30 protein-coding genes and 1 tRNA gene are annotated in these 26218 nt (G+C 66.3%); 14 read left to right on the top strand and 17 right to left on the bottom strand.

Translation table 11 applies throughout. From position 1 onward, the window contains the following. A complete protein-coding gene (locus tag A5699_RS08480; protein ID WP_067768151.1) occupies positions 1 to 876 on the bottom strand; it encodes an SDR family NAD(P)-dependent oxidoreductase in 876 nt (291 codons plus the stop codon). A gap of 122 nt (positions 877 to 998) precedes the next feature. Between A5699_RS08480 and A5699_RS08475 the strand changes: the two genes are divergently transcribed. Further along, positions 999 to 1952 carry a LysR family transcriptional regulator gene (locus A5699_RS08475; RefSeq protein WP_067768149.1) on the top strand — a complete coding sequence of 318 codons (954 nt, stop codon included), beginning with the start codon at positions 999 to 1001 and terminating at the stop codon, positions 1950 to 1952. Positions 1953 to 1957: 5 nt separating this feature from the next. On the opposite strand, the gene A5699_RS08470 is transcribed toward A5699_RS08475, so the two are convergent. From A5699_RS08470 to A5699_RS08460, 3 genes are all read right to left on the bottom strand, one after another. After that, positions 1958 to 3343: an HNH endonuclease signature motif containing protein gene (locus A5699_RS08470; RefSeq protein WP_067768147.1), complete on the bottom strand. Its 1386-nt coding sequence runs from the start codon at positions 3341 to 3343 to the stop codon at positions 1958 to 1960. An 88-nt stretch (positions 3344 to 3431) separates the two neighbouring features. Beyond that, positions 3432 to 4757, bottom strand: coding sequence for an acyltransferase (locus tag A5699_RS08465; protein WP_067768145.1), 1326 nt, complete (start codon positions 4755 to 4757; stop codon positions 3432 to 3434). A gap of 44 nt (positions 4758 to 4801) precedes the next feature. Continuing rightward, positions 4802 to 6307: a bifunctional aminoglycoside phosphotransferase/ATP-binding protein gene (locus A5699_RS08460; RefSeq protein ID WP_067768142.1), complete on the bottom strand. Its 1506-nt coding sequence runs from the start codon at positions 6305 to 6307 to the stop codon at positions 4802 to 4804. A gap of 172 nt (positions 6308 to 6479) precedes the next feature. Between A5699_RS08460 and A5699_RS08455 the strand changes: the two genes are divergently transcribed. Next, entirely contained in the window at positions 6480 to 7106 is a 627-nt protein-coding gene (locus A5699_RS08455) for a glycoside hydrolase (RefSeq protein ID WP_067768140.1), read from the top strand. Here the strand turns inward: A5699_RS08455 and A5699_RS08450 are convergent. Continuing rightward, on the bottom strand, positions 7103 to 8317 hold the full coding sequence (locus A5699_RS08450) for an oxygenase MpaB family protein (RefSeq protein ID WP_067768138.1): 1215 nt from the start codon (positions 8315 to 8317) through the stop codon (positions 7103 to 7105). The genes A5699_RS08455 and A5699_RS08450 overlap by 4 nt on opposite strands. Before the next feature lie 66 nt (positions 8318 to 8383). Between A5699_RS08450 and A5699_RS08445 the strand changes: the two genes are divergently transcribed. Further along, complete coding sequence (locus A5699_RS08445; protein WP_067768173.1) at positions 8384 to 9022, top strand: TetR/AcrR family transcriptional regulator; 639 nt, start codon at positions 8384 to 8386, stop codon at positions 9020 to 9022. A 62-nt stretch (positions 9023 to 9084) separates the two neighbouring features. Beyond that, positions 9085 to 9255 (top strand): hypothetical protein, encoded by a 171-nt coding sequence (locus A5699_RS29505; protein WP_197508230.1) that lies wholly within the window; start codon positions 9085 to 9087, stop codon positions 9253 to 9255. A gap of 11 nt (positions 9256 to 9266) precedes the next feature. Here A5699_RS29505 and A5699_RS08440 read toward each other — a convergent pair whose 3' ends face one another. Beyond that, positions 9267 to 10631 (bottom strand): FAD-dependent oxidoreductase, encoded by a 1365-nt coding sequence (locus tag A5699_RS08440; RefSeq protein ID WP_067768136.1) that lies wholly within the window; start codon positions 10629 to 10631, stop codon positions 9267 to 9269. 377 nt (positions 10632 to 11008) lie between these two features. Here A5699_RS08440 and A5699_RS08435 point away from each other — a divergent pair, with 377 nt between their 5' ends. From A5699_RS08435 to A5699_RS08415, 5 genes are all read left to right on the top strand, one after another. After that, entirely contained in the window at positions 11009 to 11632 is a 624-nt protein-coding gene (locus A5699_RS08435; RefSeq protein ID WP_067768134.1) for a hypothetical protein, read from the top strand. A 77-nt stretch (positions 11633 to 11709) separates the two neighbouring features. Beyond that, positions 11710 to 12459, top strand: a complete 750-nt coding sequence (locus tag A5699_RS08430; protein ID WP_067768132.1) for a hypothetical protein — start codon at positions 11710 to 11712, stop codon at positions 12457 to 12459. Continuing rightward, the gene (locus tag A5699_RS08425; protein WP_067768130.1) at positions 12456 to 12809 is read left to right on the top strand and encodes a hypothetical protein; all 354 of its coding nucleotides are present in this window, start codon (positions 12456 to 12458) and stop codon (positions 12807 to 12809) included. Before A5699_RS08430 ends, A5699_RS08425 begins: the two co-directional genes overlap by 4 nt. Positions 12810 to 13115: 306 nt before the next feature. Beyond that, positions 13116 to 13787 carry a DsbA family protein gene (locus A5699_RS08420; protein ID WP_067768128.1) on the top strand — a complete coding sequence of 224 codons (672 nt, stop codon included), beginning with the start codon at positions 13116 to 13118 and terminating at the stop codon, positions 13785 to 13787. Positions 13788 to 13814: 27 nt separating this feature from the next. Next, positions 13815 to 14735 carry an SDR family oxidoreductase gene (locus A5699_RS08415; protein ID WP_067768126.1) on the top strand — a complete coding sequence of 307 codons (921 nt, stop codon included), beginning with the start codon at positions 13815 to 13817 and terminating at the stop codon, positions 14733 to 14735. 32 nt (positions 14736 to 14767) lie between these two features. Here the strand turns inward: A5699_RS08415 and A5699_RS08410 are convergent, their stop codons facing one another. After that, positions 14768 to 15025 carry a DUF3297 family protein gene (locus tag A5699_RS08410; RefSeq protein WP_067768124.1) on the bottom strand — a complete coding sequence of 86 codons (258 nt, stop codon included), beginning with the start codon at positions 15023 to 15025 and terminating at the stop codon, positions 14768 to 14770. 254 nt (positions 15026 to 15279) lie between these two features. Between A5699_RS08410 and A5699_RS29865 the strand changes: the two genes are divergently transcribed. Together A5699_RS29865 and A5699_RS08400 are read left to right on the top strand one after the other, a co-directional pair. Then, positions 15280 to 15531, top strand: coding sequence for a hypothetical protein (locus A5699_RS29865; RefSeq protein WP_231965648.1), 252 nt, complete (start codon positions 15280 to 15282; stop codon positions 15529 to 15531). Between the two features lie 49 nt (positions 15532 to 15580). Then, positions 15581 to 15889, top strand: coding sequence for a helix-turn-helix transcriptional regulator (locus tag A5699_RS08400; protein ID WP_067768122.1), 309 nt, complete (start codon positions 15581 to 15583; stop codon positions 15887 to 15889). Between the two features lie 77 nt (positions 15890 to 15966). Here the strand turns inward: A5699_RS08400 and A5699_RS08395 are convergent, their stop codons facing one another. Continuing rightward, on the bottom strand, positions 15967 to 16203 hold the full coding sequence (locus tag A5699_RS08395) for a hypothetical protein (protein ID WP_142254230.1): 237 nt from the start codon (positions 16201 to 16203) through the stop codon (positions 15967 to 15969). A 61-nt stretch (positions 16204 to 16264) separates the two neighbouring features. On the opposite strand from A5699_RS08395, the gene A5699_RS08390 reads away from it, so the two are divergent. Continuing rightward, positions 16265 to 17425: a hypothetical protein gene (locus A5699_RS08390; RefSeq protein ID WP_157561155.1), complete on the top strand. Its 1161-nt coding sequence runs from the start codon at positions 16265 to 16267 to the stop codon at positions 17423 to 17425. Next, a complete protein-coding gene (locus tag A5699_RS08385) occupies positions 17425 to 17895 on the top strand; it encodes a hypothetical protein (RefSeq protein WP_067768116.1) in 471 nt (156 codons plus the stop codon). The genes A5699_RS08390 and A5699_RS08385 overlap by 1 nt, the downstream gene beginning before the upstream one ends. Positions 17896 to 18058: 163 nt before the next feature. Here the strand turns inward: A5699_RS08385 and A5699_RS29860 are convergent, their stop codons facing one another. The 7 genes from A5699_RS29860 to A5699_RS08355 form a co-directional block, all read right to left on the bottom strand. Then, the gene (locus tag A5699_RS29860; RefSeq protein WP_231965647.1) at positions 18059 to 19051 is read right to left on the bottom strand and encodes a hypothetical protein; all 993 of its coding nucleotides are present in this window, start codon (positions 19049 to 19051) and stop codon (positions 18059 to 18061) included. A 41-nt stretch (positions 19052 to 19092) separates the two neighbouring features. Beyond that, a complete protein-coding gene (locus A5699_RS08375; RefSeq protein WP_231965646.1) occupies positions 19093 to 19662 on the bottom strand; it encodes a hypothetical protein in 570 nt (189 codons plus the stop codon). Between the two features lie 2 nt (positions 19663 to 19664). Further along, positions 19665 to 19946, bottom strand: a complete 282-nt coding sequence (locus tag A5699_RS29035) for a hypothetical protein (RefSeq protein WP_157561154.1) — start codon at positions 19944 to 19946, stop codon at positions 19665 to 19667. 642 nt (positions 19947 to 20588) lie between these two features. Continuing rightward, the gene (locus tag A5699_RS29030) at positions 20589 to 20756 is read right to left on the bottom strand and encodes a hypothetical protein (protein ID WP_157561153.1); all 168 of its coding nucleotides are present in this window, start codon (positions 20754 to 20756) and stop codon (positions 20589 to 20591) included. Between the two features lie 121 nt (positions 20757 to 20877). Next, positions 20878 to 20951, bottom strand: a tRNA-Pro gene (locus tag A5699_RS08365). A 94-nt stretch (positions 20952 to 21045) separates the two neighbouring features. Next, on the bottom strand, positions 21046 to 22419 hold the full coding sequence (locus A5699_RS08360) for an APC family permease (protein ID WP_067768112.1): 1374 nt from the start codon (positions 22417 to 22419) through the stop codon (positions 21046 to 21048). A gap of 11 nt (positions 22420 to 22430) precedes the next feature. Continuing rightward, entirely contained in the window at positions 22431 to 23321 is an 891-nt protein-coding gene (locus tag A5699_RS08355) for a carbon-nitrogen hydrolase family protein (protein WP_082957627.1), read from the bottom strand. 98 nt (positions 23322 to 23419) lie between these two features. Between A5699_RS08355 and A5699_RS08350 the strand changes: the two genes are divergently transcribed. After that, positions 23420 to 24175, top strand: coding sequence for a FadR/GntR family transcriptional regulator (locus A5699_RS08350; protein WP_067768111.1), 756 nt, complete (start codon positions 23420 to 23422; stop codon positions 24173 to 24175). On the opposite strand, the gene A5699_RS08345 is transcribed toward A5699_RS08350, so the two are convergent. Continuing rightward, complete coding sequence (locus A5699_RS08345; protein ID WP_067768109.1) at positions 24172 to 25089, bottom strand: sulfite exporter TauE/SafE family protein; 918 nt, start codon at positions 25087 to 25089, stop codon at positions 24172 to 24174. The genes A5699_RS08350 and A5699_RS08345 overlap by 4 nt on opposite strands. Before the next feature lie 243 nt (positions 25090 to 25332). After that, positions 25333 to 26100, bottom strand: a complete 768-nt coding sequence (locus A5699_RS08340) for a sulfite exporter TauE/SafE family protein (RefSeq protein WP_067768167.1) — start codon at positions 26098 to 26100, stop codon at positions 25333 to 25335. Between the last annotated feature and the right edge of the window lie 118 nt (positions 26101 to 26218).

The following is a 26218-nucleotide window of genomic DNA, read 5'->3' as shown; positions in this document are numbered from 1 at the left end:
TCAGTTCATCCACTGCCCGCCGGCGACGTCGATCGTCTGCCCGCACAGATAATCGGCCGCCTCCGACGCCAGGAAGGCCACCATGTTGGCAGCCTCCTCGGGCAACGATGCCCGGCCGAGCTGCACCTGTGTGGTGATCGCCTCCAGGATCGCCCCGCGGCCGGCGAAATGAGCCGGGGTCTTGGGATCGAGCAGATACTCCATCATCTCGGGCTTGATCATGATCCCCGGGGCCACCCCGAGGACGTTCACTCCCCGAGGCGCGACCTCGTGCGCGAGGTTCCGGGTGAAGCCGACGACGCCGGACTTACAGGCGTTGTAGACCACGAGCCCACGCTGCTGGATGCGCCCGCCCACCGAGCCGATGTTGATGATCTTGCCCGAGCCCTGCGGTAGGAGAAACTCCAGTGCGGCATGAGCGCCGTACATCATCATGGTCAGGCTGCCCAGCACCGTGTGGTCGATGTCGGCTTTGGTGTGTTTCTCGAACGGACCGCCCACCACCATCACGGGGTTGTTCACCATGATGTCGAGCCCGCCCAACTCGTCGTGCGCGATCTGGACCGCATCATGGACCTGATCCCAGTCGGACATGTCGGCTTTGACCGGGTGCGCCTTGACGCCCCACCGCTTCTCGATCTCCTCGGCACGGCGTTCGACTTTCTCCAAAGTGCGCCCGATCAAGGCAACATCGGCGCCGAGCCCGGCCAAGCGGTTGGCGATGGCCTGGCCAAGACCGTCTCCGCCGGCGCCGGTGACGAACGCCTTTCTGCCCGAGAGATCCATCAACTCTGTGACGCGTTTGTCGATGATGTGGCGGGGCAGGCTGTCGAGATTCAGGGCGGCGATGGCATCGGCATCGTCGTGGACGGTCATGGGGTGGTCTCCTCTCACCATGGCTTCGGGCTTGACGCTATGGCCGCGGTGACGGGCTGAGGTAATACCGATTTCGGGATCCAGTCATGCCGAGATTCGATGACTGATATACCTCGAAGCACATGGATACCCACCGGCTGAAATATTTTCTGCGCATCGCCGAGGAACGGTCGATCACCCGTGCCGCCGGGCTGCTGGGCATCGCGCAACCGGCGTTGAGCCGTCAGCTGCAACTGCTCGAAGAGGATCTGGGCGTGGCGCTGTTCACCCGCACCCGCCGCGGCGTCGAGCTCACCGAGGCCGGCGAGCGGCTGCGCGCCTCGACCGCCGGGCCGTTGCGCCAGCTGGAACTCGCCGTTCAATACGCCGGGACACCGTTGGCCCGGCTCGACCGCACCCTGCGTCTCGGCCTACCGGAATCGACGGTCGGCCTCCTCGCCGCGCCCCTGCTCGGCAGCCTGGCCGCCGTCTTTCCGGAGGCCACCTTCTCGGTGACCGCGGGAACCACCGAGGAACTGGTCGAGGGCATGCTCAAGGGCGCGGTCGACATTGCGCTGATCAACCCGGTCCCCGATGACCGTGTCTTTTATCGAGAGCTGTTGGCCGAGGAGTTTTTCGTGATCGGAGGCCCTGAATCGGGCCTCGAGGCCACCCGCGCCGTCGCGTTCGGCGATGTCGTGGCGCTGCCCCTCGTGGTGCCGCGGTCATCGGCGGGCGTCGGACTGGCACTTCAGAACGCGGCGTTGCGCGCCAAGGTGCAATTCAGTCATCGGATGACCACCGATTCGCTCTCCGTGATGAAGAACGTCATCGAAGCGGGTATCGCCTACGGGGTCCTACCACTGTCCGCGTGCCGACGCGAAATCAACGACGGGCGTTTACGATTCGCGCCTGTGGGAGACGCTGCACTCAGTCAACGGCTTGGAGTCGCCGCGACATCGCAACTGGACCTGCCGCGCGAGCTCAGCGTGAAAATCGGCGATACCGTCCGTGAAGAAGTCGCGGCGCTGATCGGATCCGGCTCGTGGCAGGCCGAGCTGACCTCCACCAGCCCCTGGGATCCCGCCCGGGGATGAGCTCGCTACGAGTCCTCTTCGGGTGGGTGGAAGAGATCTTCGGGGTGCCAGTAGTGGTTGATGCGGTCCTGGCCGGTGTCCAGTAGCGGTGGAGGGATCCATTCGACGCGGCCGTCCTCGCGGATGCGGGTGCGCCAGCCTTTGTCGTGCACGAGGCGGTTGCTTTTGGGGCACGCCAGGGTCAAGTCGGTGATGTCGGTGCGTCCGCCCGCACCGAAATCGGCTTTGGCGTGGTGGGTTTGACAACGGTCGATGGGGCAGGTGCAACCCGGCCGGGTGCAGCCGCGGTCACGGTCGTGCAACACCAGCCGCTGCGCTGGGGTGGCGATGCGTTTACTGCGCCCCAGATACAACGGCACCTGGCGGTGATCCTCATAGACGACGAGGTAATGGTGGGAGTGGGCGCCCATGCGGATCACATCTTTGATCGGCAGCTGAACACCCGACGCCGTCAGCCCCATGCCGGCGAGGGCCGAGAGTTCCCGCAGCGTGATCGACACCACCACGGTGACCGGCAGCCCGTTGTGTTGGCCCAACTCGCCGGACGCCAGGGCGTTGCGGCACAAGGCAAGCAGCGCGTCATGGTTGCGTTGCGCCGCGGTGCGGGTATCGCGGCCGACGGCCTCGGCGCTCGGAGTGCCGGTGACACACGGATGCTCGTCGGCGGAGTTACACATGCCCGGGGCCGCGTAGCGCGACAGGATCGGGTCGAGGGTGGCGCGGGCTTCAGGGGTGAGCCGGCCACGGATCTCACTCATCCCATCGGCACCTTGGGGCCCGATGACGATCTCGCCGCGGGGCGCGGGTGTGTCGTCGGTGGGTTCGTTCCCGTCTTGGTTGAGCAGGAACGCGATTCGCTCGGCACATTGTTTGAGAGTTTCAGGGCTGTTGGTGCCGGCGATGCCGGCCAGGTCGGCATCGATCTGCGCGTGGGTGACCACATCCAGCGGGATCGGTGGCTTGGCGAAGAATTTGCGAATGATCTTCACATGCTCGGCGTTGATCAGCCCACCGGCCTGGGCTGCGGCAGTGGCCGGCAACACCGGGCCCAACTGCTGGCCGGTGAGACTGCGGCGCGGCCCCAGTTCAGCGGCCTCGGTGATGCGGCGTTTCGCTTCGGATTGGCTGATGCGCAGCCGGATCGCCAGCACATCGGCCCAGCTTTTCGCGCCGATCTCCGAGGGTGTGGTGCGGGATTGGATCTCAGCGAGCAGGGCGTGATCGATCGCGGGAGCACGGCGCGCTTGGTGTTCACGCCGGGATTGCAACTCCAAAAGCTCGGGCAGGCTCAAATTCTCATAAGACAAGGCAGCGAGGCCGTCACCGGCCGCGTCGTAGGCATCGTAGGCGGCCAGCACCGTCTCCCGGTCGGAGGCAGCGGTCGAAAGCATGTTCGAATTCTATCGCCGAACCGCGACACGCCACCCAGTTATCCACAGCGCACGATTCATCCACAGATCTTGCCGCACAACAGGATTGCTACTTGACAACCTGCTTGACAACCTGCCCCGCACAGGCCCGCGCCGCCACCGCGGCGAGGACAAAGCCGCCGAGCGCGGACCAGCCCAGCATCCCGTCGAGCCCGTTCTTGGCCATCAGGGTCAGCGCCGCACCGGCCACGCACAGCAACGCACCGGTGAGCACCGACCGGGCACCGCTGACCACAAACCCGCTGTCCCACCACGGCAGCGGCCGGTGCTCCAGTGGGGAGAGCAGGCGAAAGGCCACGGCCATGAGCACCGCGAAAACCGCTGCGCGCAAAGCCAAGTGCGCCCAGAAGCCCGGCGCGTGTGGATCGAATGCGTCGAGACCCACGGCATGCAGGCTGAATGCCGCGACCGCGATCACGGGAATGTGCCACAGGTACAACGTCATCGCTCCCCCGTTACCGGTGGCGACCAGGTACCAGACCCGCGGGCGGGTGGCCCAGCGGCGGATCGGGTTCGCCGCAGCGATAAACAAACACGGCATCCAGGTGCAGTGCAGGGCCAGCAGCAGGGTCGGCGGCGAGACGTTGGACACCCGCTCGGTTCCGGTGACGACGAGGGACACGTCGTAAATCCCGGTGAGAGCGACGATTACCTGCGCGACGAAGGCGACGACCGCGATCCCCAGCGCCCGGCGTGCCGAGATCAGGTGCCGGGCGTAGGCCACCCCGATCACCATCGGGATCAGCCATACGATGATCAGGTTGGCCGTGCCGGCCTCCGGTGTGCCGACGGCGAAACGCACGGCATCGACCACACCGGAGGCGGCGATCAACCCGGCGACCACCCACGCCAACCCGCGGCCGGTATGCAACCGCATGAGCACTGGGACGAAGGCGAGCACCACGAGGTACACCCCGAGAAACCACAGCAGCGCCACGCATTCTCGCCCCAGCGCGGAAGCGGACCCGGCACCCATCGTGGCGTGTACCACGATCAGGATCACCGTCCACGCCGCCAGGTACCAGAACACCGGCCGACACAGTCGTTGTGCGCGGGCCAGCAGCCAGGCACCCCAGGCGCGCCCGGTGCGCCAACTGTAGGCACCGGCGGCGCCACCGGCCATGAAGAACAGCGGCATCACCTGCAGTACCCAGGTGATCGGAGCCAACGCGGGAAGAGCGCCGAGAATGTTGCCCACCCGCACGCCGCCGGAATCGATGGTGGCCAGCAGCAGCGCGCAGTGGCCGAACATCACCACCAGTAGGGCACCTAACCGGGCCACGTCGACGGCGCGATCACGTTCGGGCACAGTGTCGTGGGCGAAAGTGTCGGGGGCGACGGTGTCCGGGGACGGCACCGCCTCGTCAGTCGGCATGTCCCCAGTCTGCCGGTCCCGGCGGCCGGTCGGGATGGGTAGTACTACGCGTCCTCGGACACCGCCAGCCGACAGATCCGCCGTGCGTCGGCCACGGAATCCGCCAACGGCCGACTGGTGTCGATCACATGGCCGTCGCCCGCCTGTGCGTCCTGCTCGGCCAGGGCGGCCGCGATCTGCGGGGTCGCGTCGGAGGTGGTCGCGGTTCGGGTTCGAATCCGTTCGGAAGCCCGATCCAGAGGCACCGAACACGTGAATTCCACTGTTGGTACAGAGATCTCAGCGGCCAACCGATGGGCCCGGCGGCGCTGATCCGGGTCGCGCCACGTGCCGTCGAGGATCACCGAGACCCCGTGTGCCAGCTGCCGGCGGGCGCGGTGCAGGACCTCGTCATACACCACGGCCACGTTCTGCGGCGTGTACAGGCCCGCATCCAGGCTGCCCGGCTCACCCTCGATGACACCCGCATCGGCCAGTTCCCGTCGCACATCATCGGTGGACACCACGTGCGCCGGCAGATACGGCGCCAAGGCGTGAGCCAGGGTGCTCTTGCCCGTGCCCGGTCCGCCGCCGACAATGACCAGCTGCACCGTGCCGGACCGCAGGTGTGTCAGCGCCAGCTCCAGATGCCGACGCGCGTCCACCGCGGCCTCGGGCCGGCCCTGACCGGCACGGACGCACTCGACCTTCGCTCGCACCCCGGCCCGGTAGGCGATGTAGAAATCGATCAGCGACTGTGGGGCCGGGTCCTCGGCATATCGCCGGTAGTGGTCGAGGAAGAGCTCGGCCAGATCGGCGCGGCCGAGGAACTCCAGGTCCATCGCGAGGAACGCGGCGTCGTCGATGCCGTCGACGTGACGCAGCGCGTCGTCGAATTCCAGGCAGTCCAGGATCGCCGGACCCGCCGGTGGACAGAAGATGTCATCGGTGAGCAGGTCGGCGTGTCCGTCGACGATGCGTCCCTGCGCGATTCGCGCGTCGAACAGTTCGGCGCGTCCAGCGACGTATTGTTCGACCAGTCGCCGGATTTCCAGGACGACATCGGATTCGATGTCCGGAAAGCGTTCCAGCTCATCCAAATTCTGACGCCAGCGGGCGATGACAGCCTGGCCGCTGCCCTGTGCGTCAACTGTCGCACCACGCTCGGCGTTGCGGTGAAACTCCGCCAGGATGCGGGCGATCTCGTCCAGCCAGTGCCCTACCTCCGTACCTGCCTCGACCAAGCTCGACAGTCGGATGTCGTCGGCGTACCGCCGCATCACCACCACCGGCTCGGCGCCCTCGCCGTCTGGGCCGACGAGGTGCGCCACCCCCAGATAGCTGTCGGGTGCCAGCCGGCTGTTCAACGCAACCTCATGACGGCAGGCCGCTTCTCGTTGCTCCGGGGTGGTGAAGTCGAGAAAGTCGGTGACGATCGGCTTCTTGGCCTTGTACGCCCGGCCGCCGAGCAGGATCACGACGCCGGTATGGGTCTCGTGGACCTGTGCATCGAGATTTCCGGCGATCGCCCATGGCTCTTGTGCACCGTCGCGGGCTGGTTTGTCGCTCATATGTATCCATCGTGCCGACGTGGGTGGGCTGTCGCCAGGGTCCTTGGTCCCGAACTCAGGCGTCAGCGCTCGACGCCCGGCCGTCGCTCGGTCCGCAAATGTTGGCGACCCGTTTGCCGAGATTGCTGTGTCGTGCCGACAACCGCAGTAGATTGCTGCCGTGGGGAAAGGTATGTTGGCCGGCGCCAAGGGGCGAATGCTGGCGCTGGCAGCGTCGGTCACGATCGCCGGGGGCATGGTGTGGGCGCAGAACACTGAGACGCCGTGTTGCCCGGAGGCTCCCCTTGCTGCCCCGTCCACCAGCGCGGCGCCGGCGCCGGTTGCCGCGAAGGCCGAATTGGTCGCGGCCAGCGCCCCCGTGGTGGCCCGCGACTTCCAGTTCACGCTGCCGAAGGGCCCCGCCCCGGAGAGCGGCTTACAGGTGAAGACGATCTGGGTGGCGCGCGCCATCGCGGTGATGTTCCCTGAGATCACCACGATCGGCGGGTACCGGCAGGACGCGTTGAAGTGGCATCCCAATGGTTTGGCGATCGACGTGATGATCCCGAACTACCACTCCGACAAGGGCATCGCGCTGGGTAACCAGATCGCCGGTTTCGCCTTGGCCAACGCCAAACGCTGGGGCGTGTTGCACGTGATCTGGCGCCAAGGCCTCTATCCCGGGATCGGTGCACCGCACTGGACCGCGGACTACGGCAACGAGACCCTCAACCACTTCGACCATGTGCACATCGCCACGGACGGCGGCGGTTACCCCACCGGCCACGAGACGTACTTCCTGGGGTCGATGAAGCGTTAGGCGGCGCTGCTCACGTGCACCGCCGACTCGCCGATCGTCGCCGTATCGCCGCCGATGATGGTGTGCAGCAAGGCTTGTTGCTCGCGCTGCCCGCGCCGTACCGCACGCTCCATACCAGTGCGTGACGCCATCGCGGCCGCACTGCGCATCAGGTTGACGGGCATCTTCAGCACCGGATACCAGGGCGGCATATAGGCCGGTAGTCCCAATACCCGCATCGCGGCGGGCCCGAGAAAGGCACTGGTGATCGACAGGTGCTGCGCCCAGGCCAACCGGCGACGCAGGCGACCGACGCTGCGGTAGTGCCACGTCAACGGATCCGCGGCCATCGGGACGGAAAGCTGCTGTGTGGTCTCGTCAGGGCGGGCCAGTGCGGTGGAGGTGTGATACAGCACGCGGATGCTGTCCCGGAAGGTGCGGGGCAACCACTCGTCTTCGACGCCGATCAGCCACCCGACGTAACGGGTCAGGTGCGCGATCGCGTCGAGTTCGCCTGGGGCAGGCAGGATTCCCATTCCCAGCGAGGCCACCGGCGGGGCGATGAGCGCGCCGACCAACGTCGCCGCCATATCGGTCTGATTGACCGGCACACCCCAGTCCTCGGCGCGCCAGTCCGGCATCGCCGCGACGTGCCGACGCACGAATGCGTGGATCAGCCGCACATGCAACGTCGATCGATACCCGACCCCGAGCGGGTCGAGGCCCCCGTCGGAGATGACATCCATCGCCCACTGCATGGTCTCGGCGAAACGCTGGTTCGAACCTTTCTCCAGGGCGCCGGTACGCAGCAGGGTCTCGTTGAACCCGGAAAACTGATAACCCCCGAGCAATGACACGTCGCGCGCGATGGACATGCCGTCAGAGCCACCGCGCAGCAACGCGCGTTGACCTTTGCGCAGTTTGTCGCGGTCCACCCAGTCCGGAACCGTCTCGACGGCAAGGAAGAACTCGCGCAACGGTTCCGGGGCCTCCGGCACGTTGGCGATACCGACGGTCAGCGCCTGCTCGAACAGTGGACGCATCTGCGTCGTCCCCGCCGAGGTCATCCACTCGACGAGGCGATCCATCGGCTCGTCACCGACGGTCAGGCGCTCCCCGAGCCGGCGCCACTCGGTGGCGTCGGGGTTACGAACCCCCACCGCTTTCGCAAACGCGCGCACGGCGCCCGGAACCGCGAGCGGCCGCTCGGGATGACGAGCCGGGATGCTCATCTTGGCCCTCCCACAGCCAACTGACTACACATGTAGTCAAAGTAAGCTGCGAGTAGGGTGCTGTCAATGAAGCGCACGCAGGTGGTGCGTGGCTACGGCGGCATCAGCGCGGCCGACCGCCGCACCGAACGACGAGCCAAGCTGCTGGCCGCCGGCCGTCAACTCTGGGGCGAGTCAGGTGCCTCCGAGGTGACCGTCCGCGCCGTGTGCACCGCGGCCGGTCTGACGTCGCGTTACTTCTACGAGCAGTTCCCCAGCCGAGACGCTTTGCTGTTCGCCATCTCCGACGATGTGCGCGACCAACTGTTGGAGGCCTTGGTGCACGCGGGCGTCGGCGATCCGGGGACCCTGACCGACAAACTCCGCTCCGCCCTCACGGCATTTCTCGACATCATCGCGGCCGATCCGCACATCCACCGCATCGCCACCGGCGATGTGAGCAGCGTTCCGGGGCTGACCGAACACCGCACGCACATCCTGGAGATGATCACCGGACTGATCGTCGAGCACGCCCCGTCGGTATTGCATGCCGAGACGCCGAGCCCGGCAGAGTTGCGCCGTGGGGCCCAGTTCATGGTCGGCGGGGTGAACCAGATCATCGAAGCCTGGCTCGCGGATCCGACGGAAACCACGCAGGAACTCGCGGCCGAATGCGCCGATCTGTGCGTGGCGGTGGTGCGCGGCGTCGTGCACACCAGCGATTGACGGTTTCAGGTCACCGGGCGACGGCAACCCTGGCAGCGACACCGCGAGCAGGGAGACCACCCATGAGCCATCCGAGTTCGGACGAAAGCGAGTCCGACGTCGAGCGCGATCCGCACGTGGCCGATTCACGTGCCGGCCGGGACGCCGACGGAAGTTACGTGGGCCGGGCCTCGTCCGATGACGACTTCGACAGCGGCGAAACCGGGGCCGAAGCGCGTAGTTCCGACGGGTGAGCGCCTCGACGCTACGCCGCAACGACGCTGTCGGCCGCCATCACCTCCGCGGCGGCGCGTTCACCTGAGCGCACCGCCCCGTCGATCCAGCCGCACATCACCGCCGAGCTTTCCGAACCGGCCCAATGGATACGCCCGCACGGAACCCGCAGTGCGTGCCCGAACTCAGTCAACACGCCAGGCGGTGCGTGGCTGATCATCCCTCCGCCCGAATAGCGCTCGAGGGTCCAGTCCTGTTCGTGATAGCTGACCGGCGACGCGGCCTTGGTACCGAATCGGTTCACCAATTCCCCGATCACCGTTGCCTTGCGCTGCGCCACGTCCAGAAGCCCGAGCCGGCGAGCGACGGGACCCTCGGTGATGACGCACATGATGCCGGGGACGCCGGTGTCGGTACAGGCGTCGATGGTCAGGGTCGCGGGACTGCCAGGAGCCGCGGATTGCCCGCACAAACCATCCGCGCGCCAGAACGCGGTGTCATAGACCACCGAGGTCTTGAACACCGCACCGCTGGGCATGCGTTGATGCAGCAGCATCCGGTCCACGGGAAGCGTTGGCTCGTAGATGATCTGGCTCGCGACGGCCAATGGGACGGCGACGACCGCCTGGCGGGCCCGCACCGTCATCCCCTTGGCATGCACGGTCACCCCGTCGTCGTCCTGCGCGATGAGATGTACCGGCTGCGAAAGCTGCAGCGCGCTACCGATTTCAGCGGCCATCGGCCCGTAAACGGCAGCCATTCCGCCATACACCCGCGCGTCTTGCGCTCCACCTTTGTTGGCGATGACGAACAGCGGCCCGCCGCCCGATCCCATCTGGTGAAGCGCCCACAGCAGCGAGACCTCCGAGGCCGCAGAGGTGTAGACGCCGCCCAGCGCCATGTTCAGCATCTCGCGGGCCTGCCTGGAGCGCATGTGGCGATTGATCCACTCCCCCAAGCTGATCCGATCCCATTCGATCGCCTTCTTGGCCTCCCATGGCGCCTCGAACGGAATCGTGCGGCACATGATCTCGACCTCGAGTAGCCCGGCGCCCAGATTTGCGACGGCCCAGGGGCTCATCGCCCAGGGGATGGTGCCGGAGTAACGATGTTGTTTGCCGTCGAGGATCACCATCGCGTCGCCGTCGACGTATTCCTTGTATTCGGCCACACCGTATTCGGCCATCAACGCCTTGATCCGGTCCTGCCCGGGCCCCACCCAAGCGCCGCCGCGGTCGATCCACGTTCCGTCATCGAGAACCTCGGTGAAAGTCCGACCGCCAACGCGATCACGCGCCTCAAGCAGTGCCACCGAGCGTCCCGCCTGCTTGAGTCGCAGTGCCGCGGTCAAGCCCGCGAAACCCGCACCCACCACGCAACAATCGACGTCTGCCATGGCCCGCTCTCCCCGTGCGATGGGCTTGATTCGCTCAAGTTACGCCCGCGATCACCCGTTTCGCAGGCACTGCAGACCGATTGCTGTGGTAAACACCATAAATTTTGCCTGCCCGGTGGCATGTCACCACGACGGCGTGGCGGCGGACACACCCCGGGCGGTACCTGCCCGCCGGCAACATGCGGGCCACATTTCGCGCCATATAGCCGCCGGCCTGCCCATTTGGAAACGGCAGCACCGGTCCCGCCGACGGTGTCGCGATACTCTACCGCGTCACGGCTGCGCCGATTCCTCGGCACGAGATGGTTGCCATCGACAGCATCAGACAACATCGCGATGCCTCAAATCCGGGAACCCGCCGGTAAGGTCCGGACCCCGTGGGTAGACACCAGCTCAAAAAGGATCGGCGCCGCCGATCGACTGCCGCGGCCGCGGTCGTCGTGCCTGCCGCCGCACTCATCGCCGTCGGCGCAGATACCGCGCCGGCCATCACGGCCGAGGCACCGCCACACAACGAGGCCGTCGTCGCGCCGGTGGCCAAGCAGTCACTGACATCAGCGGCGCCGGGCATCCCCGCCGTGCGTCGAAACATGCGTTTTCCGTTGCCCGCCGGCCGCGCACCCGAAAAGGGTCTCCAAGTCGAGACCATCCTGGCCGCCCGGGCCGTCAGCGCGCGCTTCCCCGAGATCCTCGACATCGGCGGGGTCCGCGCCGATTCCCTGAAGTGGCATCCGAACGGATTGGCCATCGACGTGATGATCCCGAACTATGCGACACCGGAAGGTAAGGCTCTCGGCGACCGCGTCGTCGCCTACGTGCTGGACAACGCGGACCGGTTCGGGGTGAACCATGTGATCTTCCGGCAGGAGATCTACTCACACGGCAGGCCACCCCGAAAGATGGCGGACCGTGGTGGCATCACGGCCAACCACTTCGACCATGTTCACATCGCCACCAATGGTGGCGGATTCCCGACGGGGCAGGAAACGTACCTGACGTAGTGCTTCAGCCGGTGTGAAATTGGGAATCCTCGGCGCGCCGGAACGTTCATCGGACGCCGGGGCGCGATGATGCAGATGTGGCTGCTGATACGAATGTGACCGACGAGGCACCCTCGTCCCCGACGTCCGAACCGAAGACCGACGAGGTGCCGAACGCACCCGGCACCGCCTCCGATTCACCGTCGGCTCAGCAGCGCGTCTGGACGATGCCCAAGCCTGCCGTGACGCGCAAACACGTCGACGAATGCGGGCGGATCGCCCTCAAGGCCGGCGCAGCCGTCGTCGGCTTCATCGCCGCCGTCGCCCGATTCGGCGTTCGCACCCTCAAAGATGTGGCGCAGGTGATCGACGCCGTACCGTCGACGGTTCGCCAACTGACCGTGCTGGGTCTGCTCACACTGCTGGGTGTCGTCGGCGCCATCGCACTGTCTGGGACGGTGGGTCTGGTCTGCATCGTCGTGGTGGTCCCGGTGTGCTCGATCGCGCTCGGCGCGCTCGGAAACCGTTGGTACAGCGGGCAGTCCGCGCCACGCACCCAGCGCCCGATTGCCCGCGCCTCGACGCCCGAGCTGCAGCGGTCGGTCGAATATGTCGACACGAAACTCACCGTCGCTCTCAACGCCTTCGGCGCGGAACATCAGCAACAGGCGATGATCGCGCTGTTCCAGGCGAAGACGGCCGTCGAACTCACGCTCGGGACAGAGCAGGACGCGGCGAGCCATGTCGACGCGCTGCTCGCGGTCGAAGGCCACGAAGCGCGACCGCGAATCCGCGCCGGATCGGCACCCAAGCCGCTGCGAGAAAGCAATTCTCTGGCGGCGTCATGACCGACCACCTCTGCGGCCAGGTCGCGCTCATCGAAGACGACTACACGTTGGTCATCAATCGGGGCGCCGAGGCGGGCGTGGTGCCGGGCATGGTTTTTTCCGTGCACTCCGATTCGGATCAGGTGATCACCGATCCCGAAACCGGCCGGGAATTGGGCAGGCTCACGCGCGAAAAGCTTCGGGTGCGTGTGTTCGACGTGCAGCCACTGTTCTCCCGTGCGCACACGTTCGCCAGGACCGACGACTTCTACGGGCTGTTCCAGGCGACGGCGGTGGTGACCGTGAATGTCGGGGACAGCCTCGAGTTGGTGGTCGGTGAGACCCAGACGCGCCGGGCTGCGTCGGAGTAATTCGTCCTCGGGCCGGATGCGGGTGCGCCGCGACGCTTCGACCGATCCGCTGCAGCGGGGTTTCATCGTCGGGCGGTAGGGCATACGACATGAGCGAGCCCCGGCACGCGTCGTGCCGTAGGGCGAAAAGCCGAGGAGAGGTCCGATATTCATGTCCGAAAAGAGCGCACCGGCAGAAGGAGTCACAGGCGCCGTCGAGGATCAGACCGGCGAACTGAAGGAAACCCTGGGTTCTGCCGGCGTCCACGGTGAAGGCGCGGAACGCCAGGAATCACAGCCTCGGTCGAGTCAAGGCACGGCGCGGCCATGAAGGTACAGCCCGGCACGGTGGTGGTGTACACCGACGTGGTCTGCGGGTGGTCCACCGTCGCACTCCACCGGTTCTACCGTGAACGCGAGAAGGCCGGCCTCACCGACAAAGTCCGCGTCGACCTGCGATTGTTCGCCCTCGAAGACGTCAACCGGTTCCCGATTCCCAAACGATATCTGGACGCCGAGATTCCGGTGCTCGGCTCGATCGAGCCGGACTTCGGTTGGGTCCCATGGCAATCGGATCCGTCGACGTGGCCGATCACGTCCCTGCCCGCCAACGAGGCCGTGCACGCCGCCAAACAGCAGTCGTTGGCAGCCGCCGAGGAATTCGACATGGCGATCAGGCACGCCTTTTTCACCGACAGCCGGCCCATCTCGTTGGCGCATGAGCTGGTGGAGATCGCTCAACAATGTCCGCGGGTCGACGCGGACCGAATCGCCGAGGCGTTGGACACCGGCAGTGCGCGGGCAGCGATGATGCACGACTATCGCGAGCACGTCTCGCAGGTGCAGGGCAGTCCGCACTTTTTCCTGGCCGACGGCTCCGATGTTCACAATCCGGGCATCGAGCTGCATTGGGTCGGTGAACCCGGCGCAGGCTTCCCGGTGATCGATTCCGACGACACGGCCGCCTTCGCCCGATTGGTCGAGCAGGCCGGCCGCTGATCAGTCACGCCTGGGAAAGCAGACACGATGAGTCACGAGAAATCGGTTGCCGGCGTGACTGCGGTCATCACCGGGGCCTCCAGCGGTTTTGGCCGTGGCACGGCCACGGAACTTGCCCGGCGCGGAGCCAACGTGGTGCTGGCCGCCCGCCGCCGCGACGCGCTCGACGGCCTTGCCGCCGAGATCCAGGGCAACGGCGGCAAGGCCCTGGTGGTGCCCACCGACGTCAGCAGTCCTGCCGATGTTTCCCGGTTGGCGGCAACCGCTGTCGAACACTTCGGCGGCTTCGACATCTGGATCAACAATGTCGGAGTCGGAGCGCTCGGCCTGTTCTGGGATATCCCGATCGAAGACCATGCCCGGCTAGTCGACGTCAACCTGAAAGGGCTGATCTACGGTGCCCACGCGGCGATCCAGCAGTTCCGCACACAAGGCAGAGGCGTCTTGATCAACATCGGTTCGGTGGACAGTGAAGTGCCGCTGGCCTACCAAACCTCGTATGCGGCAACAAAAGCCGCGGTCCTCAGCCTGAGTCGGTCGTTGGCAGAGGAGCTACGACTGGCCGGCCACGAGGACATCAAGGTCGGCACCATCATGCCGTGGGCGGTCGACACGCCGTGGTGGACCCATGCCGCCAACTACACCGGCCACGCACCCCGCATGGCCGCCATGGACGACCCGCAGCTCGTCATCGACGCGATCGTCGGGGCGTGTATCGACCCCAAGGTGAAGCAACCCGTCGGCGCCAAGGGACACATGGCCAACCTGTCGCACCACCTGTTTCCCACCCTCACCGAACGCTTGTCGGGCCAGACCGCCGAATCCGAAGTCGAGAAGGCCGACCCGGTTCCGCACACCACCGGGGCCATCTACGAGCCCATGGCACAGGGCACCAGCGTCGGTGGTGGTATCCGTGAGCGGATGGCTCGAGAAGATTCCGGTCGGTAAGACCTGGCGCGCGGTCAGGCGATGCGCGTGCGCTAGTTCGCTTGGCGGAAATAAGGTTCAACCGTGCCGCTGAGCTTGACGACCATCGGATTTCCGCGGCGATCCTTGGCGGTAGGAACCTCCACACGCACCCAGCCCTCGGCCACGTCGTACTCGTGCACATTGGTTTTCTCGACGCCATTGAAGCGAATCCCCACGCCGCGGACGAGCACCTCTTCGCTATAGAAGGCGCTGCGCGGATCGATGGAGAGGTGATTCGGTGGAACGTCTGAGTTCTGATCCTGGGACATGATGGCTTTCGTTCGATGCGGCGTAGGTTCTCGGATTTTATTCTCTGAAGAACCTACGCGACCGTCGTGTATTCGCCAGTTCCGCGTACCCCGCAACCGCGACCGATAGCACGCGGGAATCACTTCTAGCTGATATCAGCTCTAGCTGATAGAATTGCGACCGTGCGGAAGTGGGAGGTTGATCCCTCATCGAAACATGGATCGACAGCCCCGACGACGAGGAGTACGACCACCTGATCGCGGCGCTGGAGCAGTTGGAGGAATACGGACCAGTTACGCGCCGGCCATTCGTGGACACCCTCGAAGGATCGGCGCATCCGAACATGAAGGAACTCCGACCTCGCCCCACCAAGGGCGGAGCCCACATCCGGGTGCTCTTCGCCTCGACATCCAGTCCCGAGCGATCATGCTCGTCGCCGGAGACAAAGCAGGGAACTGGACGAAGTGGTACGCGACGAACGTTCTCATCGCCGACCGCCTATTCACCGAATACCAACAGAAGATGAGGCAGGCAGTCACAGCCGCCGAGCCAAAGACAAGAAAGGGGAAGAAACGATGACCACGCTCGATGATCTTCGCCGTCGCCGTCCGGGCAACCGGGCCCGCATCGACGCAATCAAGGAAGAGATGGATCGCGAGGTTGCGCAGTACCGCCTTCGCGAATTGCGGGAAGACGCCGGTTACACCCAGACCGCGCTCGCCGCAGCCATCGGTGTCGGGCAGAACCGCGTTTCCCAAATGGAGCACGGCGACCTAGGCACCAGCCGGGTCGACACACTCCGTAAGTACGTGGAGGCCACCGGTGGGGAGCTGGAGGTTGCGGTGAAGCGCCCAGACGGATCTCGCGTCTTACTGAGGCTCTGATTGGGTCCGCTAACGCGGGAACTCCGACAGCATGATTCAGCGTTTGGGTGGGCCCGCGCAGCCGGACGGACACCAAGTCAAACTACGTTGAAGCACCCGCTGGTGGCCGAATCAAGTACCCACCCCGTGCGACTGACCATCGCCTCAAGAGCTTCCCGACTTTGCTTGCCCACTGGCACGTGGCGCGCCCCGCGGTGGTCCGGCTTCAAGAACTGCAACTCCTTGACGGGATTGAGGGCCATCTCTTCAGTCAGCGCCTTCGCCTCGAGGCTGCGCAGTTGCGGGTCGAGGATGCGGTGCAGCACCCGCACCACCGACGGCGCCGTCTGATGTACTTCTGCGGTAGCGGTCGGGGGACCGCAGTGAGGGGGAACCGTGGCAAAGGGATCGCCGATCCTTCGGGCGTGGAACGACGCGCTGCGGCCCGCGTGCAAGGGCCACGGCATGCGGTTCGTCAGCGCGACCGGGTTCATCCTCGACGACGTCTACGTGACGGAACTCTTCTACCCGCAGGTGTTCCATCCGGACAAGGACCCCGACCGGCTCCGGATCACCTGGACCGTCGACGTCAAGCCGCTCGCCGTCGACGAGATCCTGTGGGCCGCCTTCATGCCCGACGTGGTGATGGGACGGCAGATGCGGATCAACCGCCGCGTCAACGGTGCCTTCAAGGTCCAGCCGCTGCGGATCGGCAGCGGCCATTGGGACGTCTCTCCGACCGACGAGCCGGACTGGGATCCGGTGCTCGACGAGTTCGACCGTATCCGCGCCGAGTTCATCTCCGCGCATCCGACGGACGCCGACTACGCAGCGGTTGTGGAACACTCACCCGACGGAATAGCTCCGAGCCGGGCCCTGACCCGCACCGTCACCGCGCTGATCGCCGCTGGCCGCAACGCCGACGCGGCCCGGGTGGCCGATGATGCGATCGCCCGCGGCGAGCGGGGTGGGATGTCTTCGACGGTCGACGTGCTCAAGTACCTGGCCGCCTACGCGAAAGGTCCTGCGGCGTACGCGGCGTTCACGGCGAGCCTGACTCCCACCCACGACTACCAAGTGCTGTGCGAGACCCAGCGCACCATATCGAGCGATCTGATCCGGGAACACCACCCGGGCATCATCGACCACCACCTGCGGAGTATGGACGGCGCAGACCCGTGGGCCATCGTGCTCAGCGCCCGCCCGCCCGCCGGTGCTCCGGCCGACTTCTCGAAATCGCTGTACCTGCAAGCCGCCGGCACGGCCGAGACCATGGTGATCGAGTTCTGCCGTCCCGGCGGAGCCGACATCGGCGCTGTGTCGGTGCGATCGGTCGTCGGCCACCCACATACGGGACCGGCCGAGCCCGACGTGGACATCGTGCTGCCGCGTAGCACGCAGACGATCAGCCGCCACGAGATGTTCACCGCGGAGGAGGCAGCCGAGATGTTCGAGCGGTTCTACAGGACCGACACGATCGGTGACGGCTACGAACTGCGGCCGGTCGAGGGGTACACCGCCGACGGAGGCTACATCGACCTACGAGGAGCGCCATGATGGATGAAACGTTGGCCTACAAGCTCTTCGGTGAGTGGAGCAACGACCACCAGGCCAGAGGGGTGTACATCGAAGGCGACTTCGCACCTCAGGAAGAAGCCGAAGAGTGGGCCGAAGATTTGATCGGCGGCATGGTGGCGGCCATGGCCCACGGGGGCGTAGTCGTGGAGCGTGGACCGATCCGTGTCCACGACGGGAAAGTGTTCGTCGAACTCGACGGGGACGACTTCATGGCCCGCGACATCGACGGTGAGGGCAGCCGGGCATCGGCCAGCCTGGAACGCATTCTTTCCCGGTTCGCGACGATCGCCGCGCGACGTGGCTGCGCGCAGCGCTGGTTGTACTGGTACACCGGGGATCCGACCGGCATGGCGTACTTCGTTGCACCTGAGGAGCTCGTCACCTCCAGCGGCGTCGATGTCCGTGAACTCGGCACCGGCGAGCAGTGGTACGAGGCTCAGCCGGACTGACGTCGGGAACCGAGCGGATACCGAGCAGGAGCAAGTTCGGCGGGAGCCTCCGGCCGAGTGAACCCGCTCACCGTCTGCTCGTGATCGACCGCACCAGTGCCTGCGCCGATGCCAGGTCGTCTCCGCTGTCGAAGTACACGGTCAGCTGCGTGGCCAGCGGTGCTCACCACGAAGCCGTAGAGCGCAGGCAGCCTCGCGTCGCCGGCCCCTTCGGCGAGGCGGTAAGTGAGGTAGTGCGCACTGTCTTCCGACCACTCGGCGTGGTCGAATCCATGCGGCGAGACATGACCCCGAACCTGCTGCAGGCGCTCGGCGGGGGCGTGTCCCCCCTCGGGTTGCCCCACGGGGCGAACATCGCCGTCAGGCCCGGCCGCCAGAACACCGCCCGCGACGAGCCCGCGTCCTGGTCGATGCGGAAGTTCATCGGTTCGGGGACAGTGAGCACCCAGTCCGCGGTGAGCTCATGGCCGCCGAGTTCCCCGAATACTCTGCCCACTTCGGCCTGATCGACCGGCGGCACTGTGGTGAGGCGTGCGGGCAGGTGGTCCAGCAGAATGGCGGTCTGCTTCTGATCGAAGTTGACCAGCCCGCCTTCGCCCACCGACCCGAACGCAGCGGGCACGATCGGGTTCAACGACCGGTAGTGCAGATCCGGGATGGGGGCCATCGAGGCGATCCGCAACGATCGGACAGCGTCGGCGATCAGCCAGTGGGCGAGGGTGAGCGGATCCACCTTGCCGTCGTGTGGCGGCATGAGGGCGGCGGTCCGGCTCTTCACGGGAATCAGAACAACGACCGCCGATCGCTGGCGCCCGTCGTCGTGCTGCGGAGATGGCTGCGGCTCCTGACCGGTGACGCGGGCCAGAGCAGCCGATGCCAGCGTCGTGTCTTCAACGACGGGGTCAACCCCACCAGACTCGACCGACCACATCGTCAAGCAGCTGAACGGCATCTGCGTCCAGGCGTCATCGAATTCAGCTGGCGTCACCCCGCGGACTCGAAGGTAGTAGTCATCGACGCCGATGGGCACCGCCTGCGGTTCGAGGGGAAGCAGGTACGGGAGGACGAATGAGAACGCCACCACGCCTTCGAACCGCTGTGGGTCATCCCAATCCGCATCGGGCGGTTGCCCCAGGGGGGCAGCGTCGTCAATCACGGACCTAAGCGTTGCACGGCGGGTGCGACATAGACGAGGGATCACCCGCCAGCCAGTGCCCGCCCGAACGCCACCCTGAACTTCTCCTGCTGCCCATGCGACGGGAACGGGACACGGACCTTGCTGACGGGCAGGCCCCCGGCCGCCAACGCGGGGTACGCCGCGTCGTACACGTCGATCTTGATCAAGATGATGCGCTCGGGCTGTAATTCAGCGATCCGATCCAGCAGCGCCGGAACGTGCGGCCTCAGCTCCAACAAGCTGGCCCGGCTGTTCACGATGGGATCGGGCTTCAGATCGATCAGGAACACACCACGGTCGCGCAGCTGCTCCAGCAGGGCCGGCTTGTGGTCCCTGGTGAGTCCGGCGCCCGGCAGGAGCGCCCGCACGACCGCCCAGAACAGCCAGTCGTGCTGCGCCACGCCCGGGAAGTAGAAATAGCGATCGTCGGCGTCGGGCGGAGCTTGCGCTACCAGGAGCAGTTGAACGTGTTCGGGTTGGTACCGGCGTGCGGTCGCGGCGCGGCGCTCGCGAACCTCAACGGCGGAGGTGTCAACCCGTGGCGTGGCGGGTTGAGACCCGGCGGGCACCGACGGGTTGGCATCGGACACCGTCAGCGCCTGCGCCCCGTCGACGGTGCCCCGCCGAGCACCTCACGGCCGCCATACAACAACTCCGGGTTCTTGACGAGACCACGGGACTTGCCGGTCGCCTTCGTCTGATGCGGCGGTCGCAGGGCCTTTTTCTGGATCTGCAGCGCCCGCTCGTAGAGACGCTGGTACGCGGGACCCTTTTCGACGAGGAGTGCCGCCTCGTTCACGATCTCATGGAGTCGCCCGAGGCTCTCGGGTCCGAGCGGGTGCTTGGCCGCCAACTCGGACAGTTCGCGGTGCATCTGACCGACTCCTCCCCGACCTTTCTTCGGCGGGCGCTTCGCGTCGGCCGTGGGAACGCCAGACTCACGGTTCCGGGTACGGACGGCGGACACGCGGCGCAGAAGGTCGAGGAGCTCCTCGGACCGGTCGTTCAGAGACCGTCTCCGCAGCCGGGCCGCAAGGCTGTGGAGCATCCGGATTTCCCCCGCGGTGAGTGGACGGTCGGCGGGGATCAGCTCGACGCGGGCCACCACGGCGGCGATCTCGTCAAGCTTCGGGTTCGGGGCGCCACGGCTTATTGCTCTGCATGGTGAGGGCAGCGTAAGGGAAGGGGCCGACGCCGCGTTGGGGCTCGAGGCGATCCGGCTACGAGCAACTGTCGCACTCGCCGGTGACCGGCAACTCGATGCGGCATGTCGGGCACAGCTTCGGCGGTTCATCCGGCTCCTTGCGGCGCGCTCTGGACGGGAACCCCATGCCGAGGCACGCTGCGCACGTGCAGCCGCCAGAGTGGCCGCGGGCGTAGAGGTCGGGAGGGGCACCTCTGCTCCCCATCGTCCGTCGTCGACTCATCAGGGGCCTCCTCCGACTCTCCCGCTTCGGGTTGTCGAGGCGGTGGGGCCGCTGATCCCGGCCGGCGAGACACCGCTGCGTTGTGGGTCTCACCGCAGCGTAAGGGGAAGGCGGGGCATGGCGCTGACGTTCGCAGCGATGCGTACTCCTTCTTCCTCTTCTTCGTGGGCGGCTTCGGCCGTAGCGCCGCCCAGCCTGGTAGGGGTGGAGCCGCTGGGTGTGGTGACGACCTTGACGTAGTCGGGGATCCGAGCCATGGCCGGAAGAGTAGAACCGATAACCGATGTTGAGTGTCATCTCGTGTCAACACGCCGACTGCTCCCCGACCCCAGAAACGAAGAGGCCCCCTCCGATGCTGGCCGGAGAGGGTTTTTCTTGTCGGGCTGACAGGATTTGAACCTGCGACCACTTGACCCCCAGTCAAGTGCGCTACCAAGCTGCGCCACAGCCCGCGTGCTTCCGGCTTGCACCGGCAGCGAGTCGAAAGCTTACCGTAGGCTCCCGCCCTTGTTCTAATCCGCCCCAGCGGTCACACGTCAGCCCTCACTACACGGTGGTTTGAGCGGTGGCAGACTCGGCTTCGTCGACCGCGATCTCCGGCGGCAGCTTCTTGAAACCGCGACTCGTCACGGCCAGCACGACGATCCCGAGACCCAGCCAGCACAGCCCCAGGACGATCGCCCGGGTGTCGAGCTGCAGCAGCAGATACGACGTGATGACCGCACCGATTGCCGGCGCCACGACGTAGAGCAGAGGGTTACGCGCCTCGCCGGCGGCCCGGTGGCGGAAGTAGTAGACGATGACCGACACGTTCACGAGGGTGAACGCCACGAACGCCCCGAAGTTGATGAACGACGTCGAGGTCGCCACGTCGAGGAACATCGCCAACAGACCCACCGCGCCAACCATCACCAGGTTGGCCGCCGGGGTACGGAATTTGGCGCTCAGCGTGCCGAACACCGACCGGGGCAGAGTGCCGTCGCGGCCCATGGCGAACAGCAGCCGCGACGCGGAGGCCTGAGCGGCGATGCCGGACGCGAACTGGGCGAGGATCAGGCCGGCGAGGAACACCGCCCCGAACAGGTTGCCACCGATCTGCTTGGCGATCTCCAGGGCAGCGGACGAGGAATCGGCGAATTCCCCTCCGGGGTGCACCAATTGGGTGGTGAATGCGATGACCAGGAAGATGGCGCCGCCGATCAGTGCGATCAGCAGGATGGCGCGCGGCATGTTCTTGCGCGGCTCGATGGCTTCCTCGGTGAAGGTGGTGACGGCGTCGAACCCCAGGAACGAGTAGGCCGCGATGGCCGCACCGGCCGTCACTCCCCCGATGCTGGCGCCGATCCCGGTGAACGGGCCCGCATCGATCAGCCCGCCGGCACCGCTGCTGCGGACCACCGAGGCGACCGACAGTGCCACGAACAACCCGATGACGAGCAGTTGGAACGCCATCAACAGGTAGTTGGCCTTGTCGGCGACTTTGATGCCGACGACGTTGAGCACGGTGGTGACGAGGATGAAGGCCAGCACCCACAACCAGCCGGGAACTCCCGGGAACTGGGCGTCGAGATATGCCGCTCCGATCAGCCAGATGACCATGGGCAGAAACAGGTAGTCCAGCAATACCGCCCAGCCGGTGAGGAATCCGACGCGTGCGTCGATGGTGCGGCGCACGTAGGTGTAGGCCGACCCCGACACCGGGTAGGCGGACGCCATCCGGCCGTAGCTGGATGCGGTGAACAGCATGGCCGCCAACGCGATCAAGTAGGCCGACGCGGACGCGCCGGAGGTGGTGGAGGCCACCACCCCGAAGATGCCGAGCACGATCAACGGCGTCATGTAGGCCAGCCCGAAGAGCACCAACGAGCGCAACCCGAGGGCGCGCACCAGAGTCGGCTGCCCGGCGGATGGTGGTGTCATGGCGGTGCCTTTCAGTTGGCCGGGCGGTTCGACGGTGACCAGCTGCGCGGGTCGATGCGGCCCTGGTACAGCGGAAGTGCGATCGGGCGGTCCGACGGCCCGAACTGCTCCCACATGCGGTTGGTGCCGGCGGTGCCGTGCTCACGTACGGCGGCGACGGCTCCGAAGTCGATGCTCTGGTAGAGCACACCCGGGGCGGCGTCTGAGTTCTCTTGGAGCACATCACCTTCCGGGTCGACGATGATGCTGCGTCCCTTGCCGATCGGACCGGCGCAGTTGACGCTCACCGTGAACACCTGGTTCACAATGGAATTGGCGCGGGCGAGCACCAGCTCTTGGCTCCGGTCGTCGGTGGTGGTCTTGACGACATTCACGATCACGTCGGCGCCCATCCAGGCCAGATGGCGGCTCACCTCCGGGAACCAGGCGTCGTAACAGATGGACAAGCCGAGCCGACCGATACCGGGAAGCTCAACGGTGACGAAACGATCGCCGGCCGCGTACTTCTCGAACGGCCGCCAGGGGAAGACTTTGCGGTAGGACGCCACGAGACTTCCGTCGGGTGCGAAAACCGGCGCGGTGTTGAACAATTCGCCGTTCTCCCCCCGCTCACACAGCGAGCCGGGAACCAGCCAGGTGTCGGCGTCGCGGGCCACCTCACCGAGGGCGGCGCACAGGGGGCCGTCGAGTGGTTCGGCGGCCGCGTCCAGCATGTCGGTGTCCTCGGTGCCGAACAGGTGAATCTCGGGATAGACGATCAGCGCCGGGCCCGTCACCGCTGACCGCACCCGAAGCACGTCGTCGGCGAATTGGGCGACGGTGTCCTCCCGACCGAATACCGGCAGGCCGGCCACGTCGAGCGGCGCGGCCTGGACCGCGGCCACCGTGATGGTTCCGGACACAGGACCTCCGACGCGTTAATAACCCAGAATGAGCGAATTAGCGGAGATATTAGTTCAGCTTGAACAAATAGGGCAATAGCTGACGTACCCTGAGGCCCATGACGTTGCAGGTCGGTGAGGCGCATCCGGCGCTGAGCGCCCCCGCCGTCGCGGGCATCACTCGACTGAGCGCAGCCGACACGGTGCGGGCCCGCCTCGAGCTGGCCATGGAGCTGGGGCTCATGGCCAGCGGGGAACGGCTGCCCGCCGAGCCCGACATCGCCGGAGCCCTCGACGTCAGCGTCGCCACTGTCCGCCGGGCTCTGCAGACGATGGCCGATGAGGGCCTGGTGATCCGCCGTCGCGGCCGAGCCGGCGGGACCTTCGTCAGCGGTGTCCAGGCCACGCCGGCAACCGATCGCCCGTCGGCCACGTACCGCGCCGATGCCCTCGAGGTGCGGCGCCTCATCGACCTGCGAGCACTGGCCGAGGACGCCCTCAGTACCGCTGCGGCTCACGCCGCCACCGACGCGCAACTCGATGAGCTCGCGGCGATCGTCGCCGAGGCCGCCGCGGCCACCGACTGGACCCGCTTCCACCGTGCCGATCAGCGGTTCCACGAAACAGTCGCGGCGGCAAGCGGTCTCGACTGGGCCATGCACACCTACTGCGACGTCCTGCACAGGCTGTACCGCTATTTCATTCCGTACCCGATCGACTACCTGCACCAGTCCAACCTCGAGCACGCGCAACTGGTGGAGGCGCTGCGCCGACGCGACAGCCGGGCGGCCTCACAGATTGCCCGCAATCATGTGCTGTCGTTGCACAACACGATGTACGTCGGTTTGCCGCAGCCGGCAACCGGGCGTGACTAGCTGCGTGCGGCCGGCTCTTCGACCACGGTGACCACCGAATCGTCGACATCGCGCGGGGCCCGCGACGTCTGCCAAGCGCGAACCACCAGGAATGCCCACCCCGCCACGATGAGCGTGTAGATCCCGGTGGACCACGGCCAGTGGACGCCGAAGTAGTGCACCAATTTCTGGCTGTTGGTCAGCAGGATCACCCCACCGACAGCGGTGCCGAGCAGCGCCGGGTTCACCCGGCTGACCAGCCAGGCGGCCACGGGCGCGGCGATCACGCCGCCGACCATGAGACCGAGCACCACGGGCCAGTTCTCCAGGAACTCCTGACGCAGCCCGATCAGGAAGCCGATCGACGCCGAGACCGACACCAGGAACTCCGAGGCGCTCACCGAACCGATCACCGTGCGCGGAGCGGTCTTGCCCCGGGACAGCAGCGTGCTGGTGGTCACCGGGCCCCAGCCGCCGCCGCCCGATGCGTCGATGAACCCGCCGAACAATCCCAGTGGGGCAAGGAACTTCGCGCTGTGACTGGTGCCGTGCTCCCCCAGCGTCAGCGGCCGGCCCAGCGAGAAACGCAACAGCACGTAGACACCGATGCCCAGCAGGATCGCGGCCATCAGCGGTGCGGCCGATTCCGTCGACAGCGACGACAACACCGTGGCACCCGCGAAGGCACCCGCGGCACCCGGCAGGCCGAGTTTGGCCACCATGGGCCAGTCGATGTTCTTGAACCGCCAATGCGACACCGCCGACGCCAGCGTGGTGCCGACCTCGGCCAGGTGCACCGCGGCGCTGGCCTGTGCCGAGGCCACGCCGCTGAGCACCAGCAGCGTCGAGGCGGTGACGCCGAAGGCCATCCCGAGCGCCCCGTCGACCAATTGGGCCCCGAGGCCGACGAGCGTGAAGATCAGTAGCGAACGCACAGGTTCGGCTGCTTTCGATTAGTGGTCGCAAGCGACCTGACGGACTGACGGGCGCGGATCAGCGGCGCGCGCGACACCATTCGTCGAAAGCCATCAAACGGCGTGAGGGCCAGAACGGCTCGAGAGCAGCCAGGGCAGACGGTGCGGTGCGGTAAGCACGTTCAGCCACCGGTCATCCCTTCCCTCGCGTTGAGCCAGATTCGCAAAGCTTACTAGAGCCTCGCCGACGTCACGTCGACGACCTCACACCGTCAACAACCGGTACAACCCGATCAATCCCACCACCACGATCACCGCGCGCAACGCGTTCGGCGACAGCCGGCGGCCGTAATGCGCCCCGAGGAACCCGCCGACCAAGGAACCAGCGGCGATCAGGCCGGCCGCGGCCCAGCTGATCCGGTCAAACGCGACGATCGTGTAGGCCAGCGCCGCCACGATGTTGACCAACAGGGACAGCAGGTTCTTGGCGGCGTTCATCCGCTGGATCGACTCGGGTAGCAGGGCGCCCATCACCGCGATCAACAGGATGCCCTGGGCCGCGGTGAAATAGCCGCCATAGATACCGACGGCGAATGTGCCGATCACCAGAATGGCCATCCGGCGCGGGCTCACATGGTCGGCGGACTGGCCGGTCGCCTCGGCGCGCTGCCGGGCCCATGCCTGGATCCGCGGGCCGACCACCACCAACACCAGTGCCAGGATCAGCAGCACCGGCACCACCGTGACGAACACCTTCTCCGGCAGATGCAGCAGCAGCCAGGAGCCCAGCCCGGCGCCGATCAGCGAGCCCGGGATCTGCCAGCGCAGCCTCTTCCACTGCCCACGCAGTTCGCGGCGATAACCCCAGGTGCCCGACACCCCGCCGGCCACCAGGCCAATCGCATTCGACATCGTCGAGGTAACGGGCGGATAGCCGAGTGCCACCAGGGTGGGAAAGGTGATCAGCGTGCCGGAACCGACGATGGCGTTGATCGCACCCGCTCCGACACCGGCCAACGCGATCAGGATCATGTGGGTGACGGACACTTGGGCCACCCTATCGGCCCGACGTGCTAGTGGTCCGTCTGTGAATTAATACGGTAGTTTGTAGTATGCCCGTTATGACAGCTGCCGCGTTGCCGGTCAGCGA

Source organism: Mycobacterium sp. E802 (genome assembly GCF_001666875.1).
GTDB lineage: Bacteria > Actinomycetota > Actinomycetes > Mycobacteriales > Mycobacteriaceae > Mycobacterium.
This window is presented reverse-complemented; position numbering and strand designations above follow the sequence as displayed.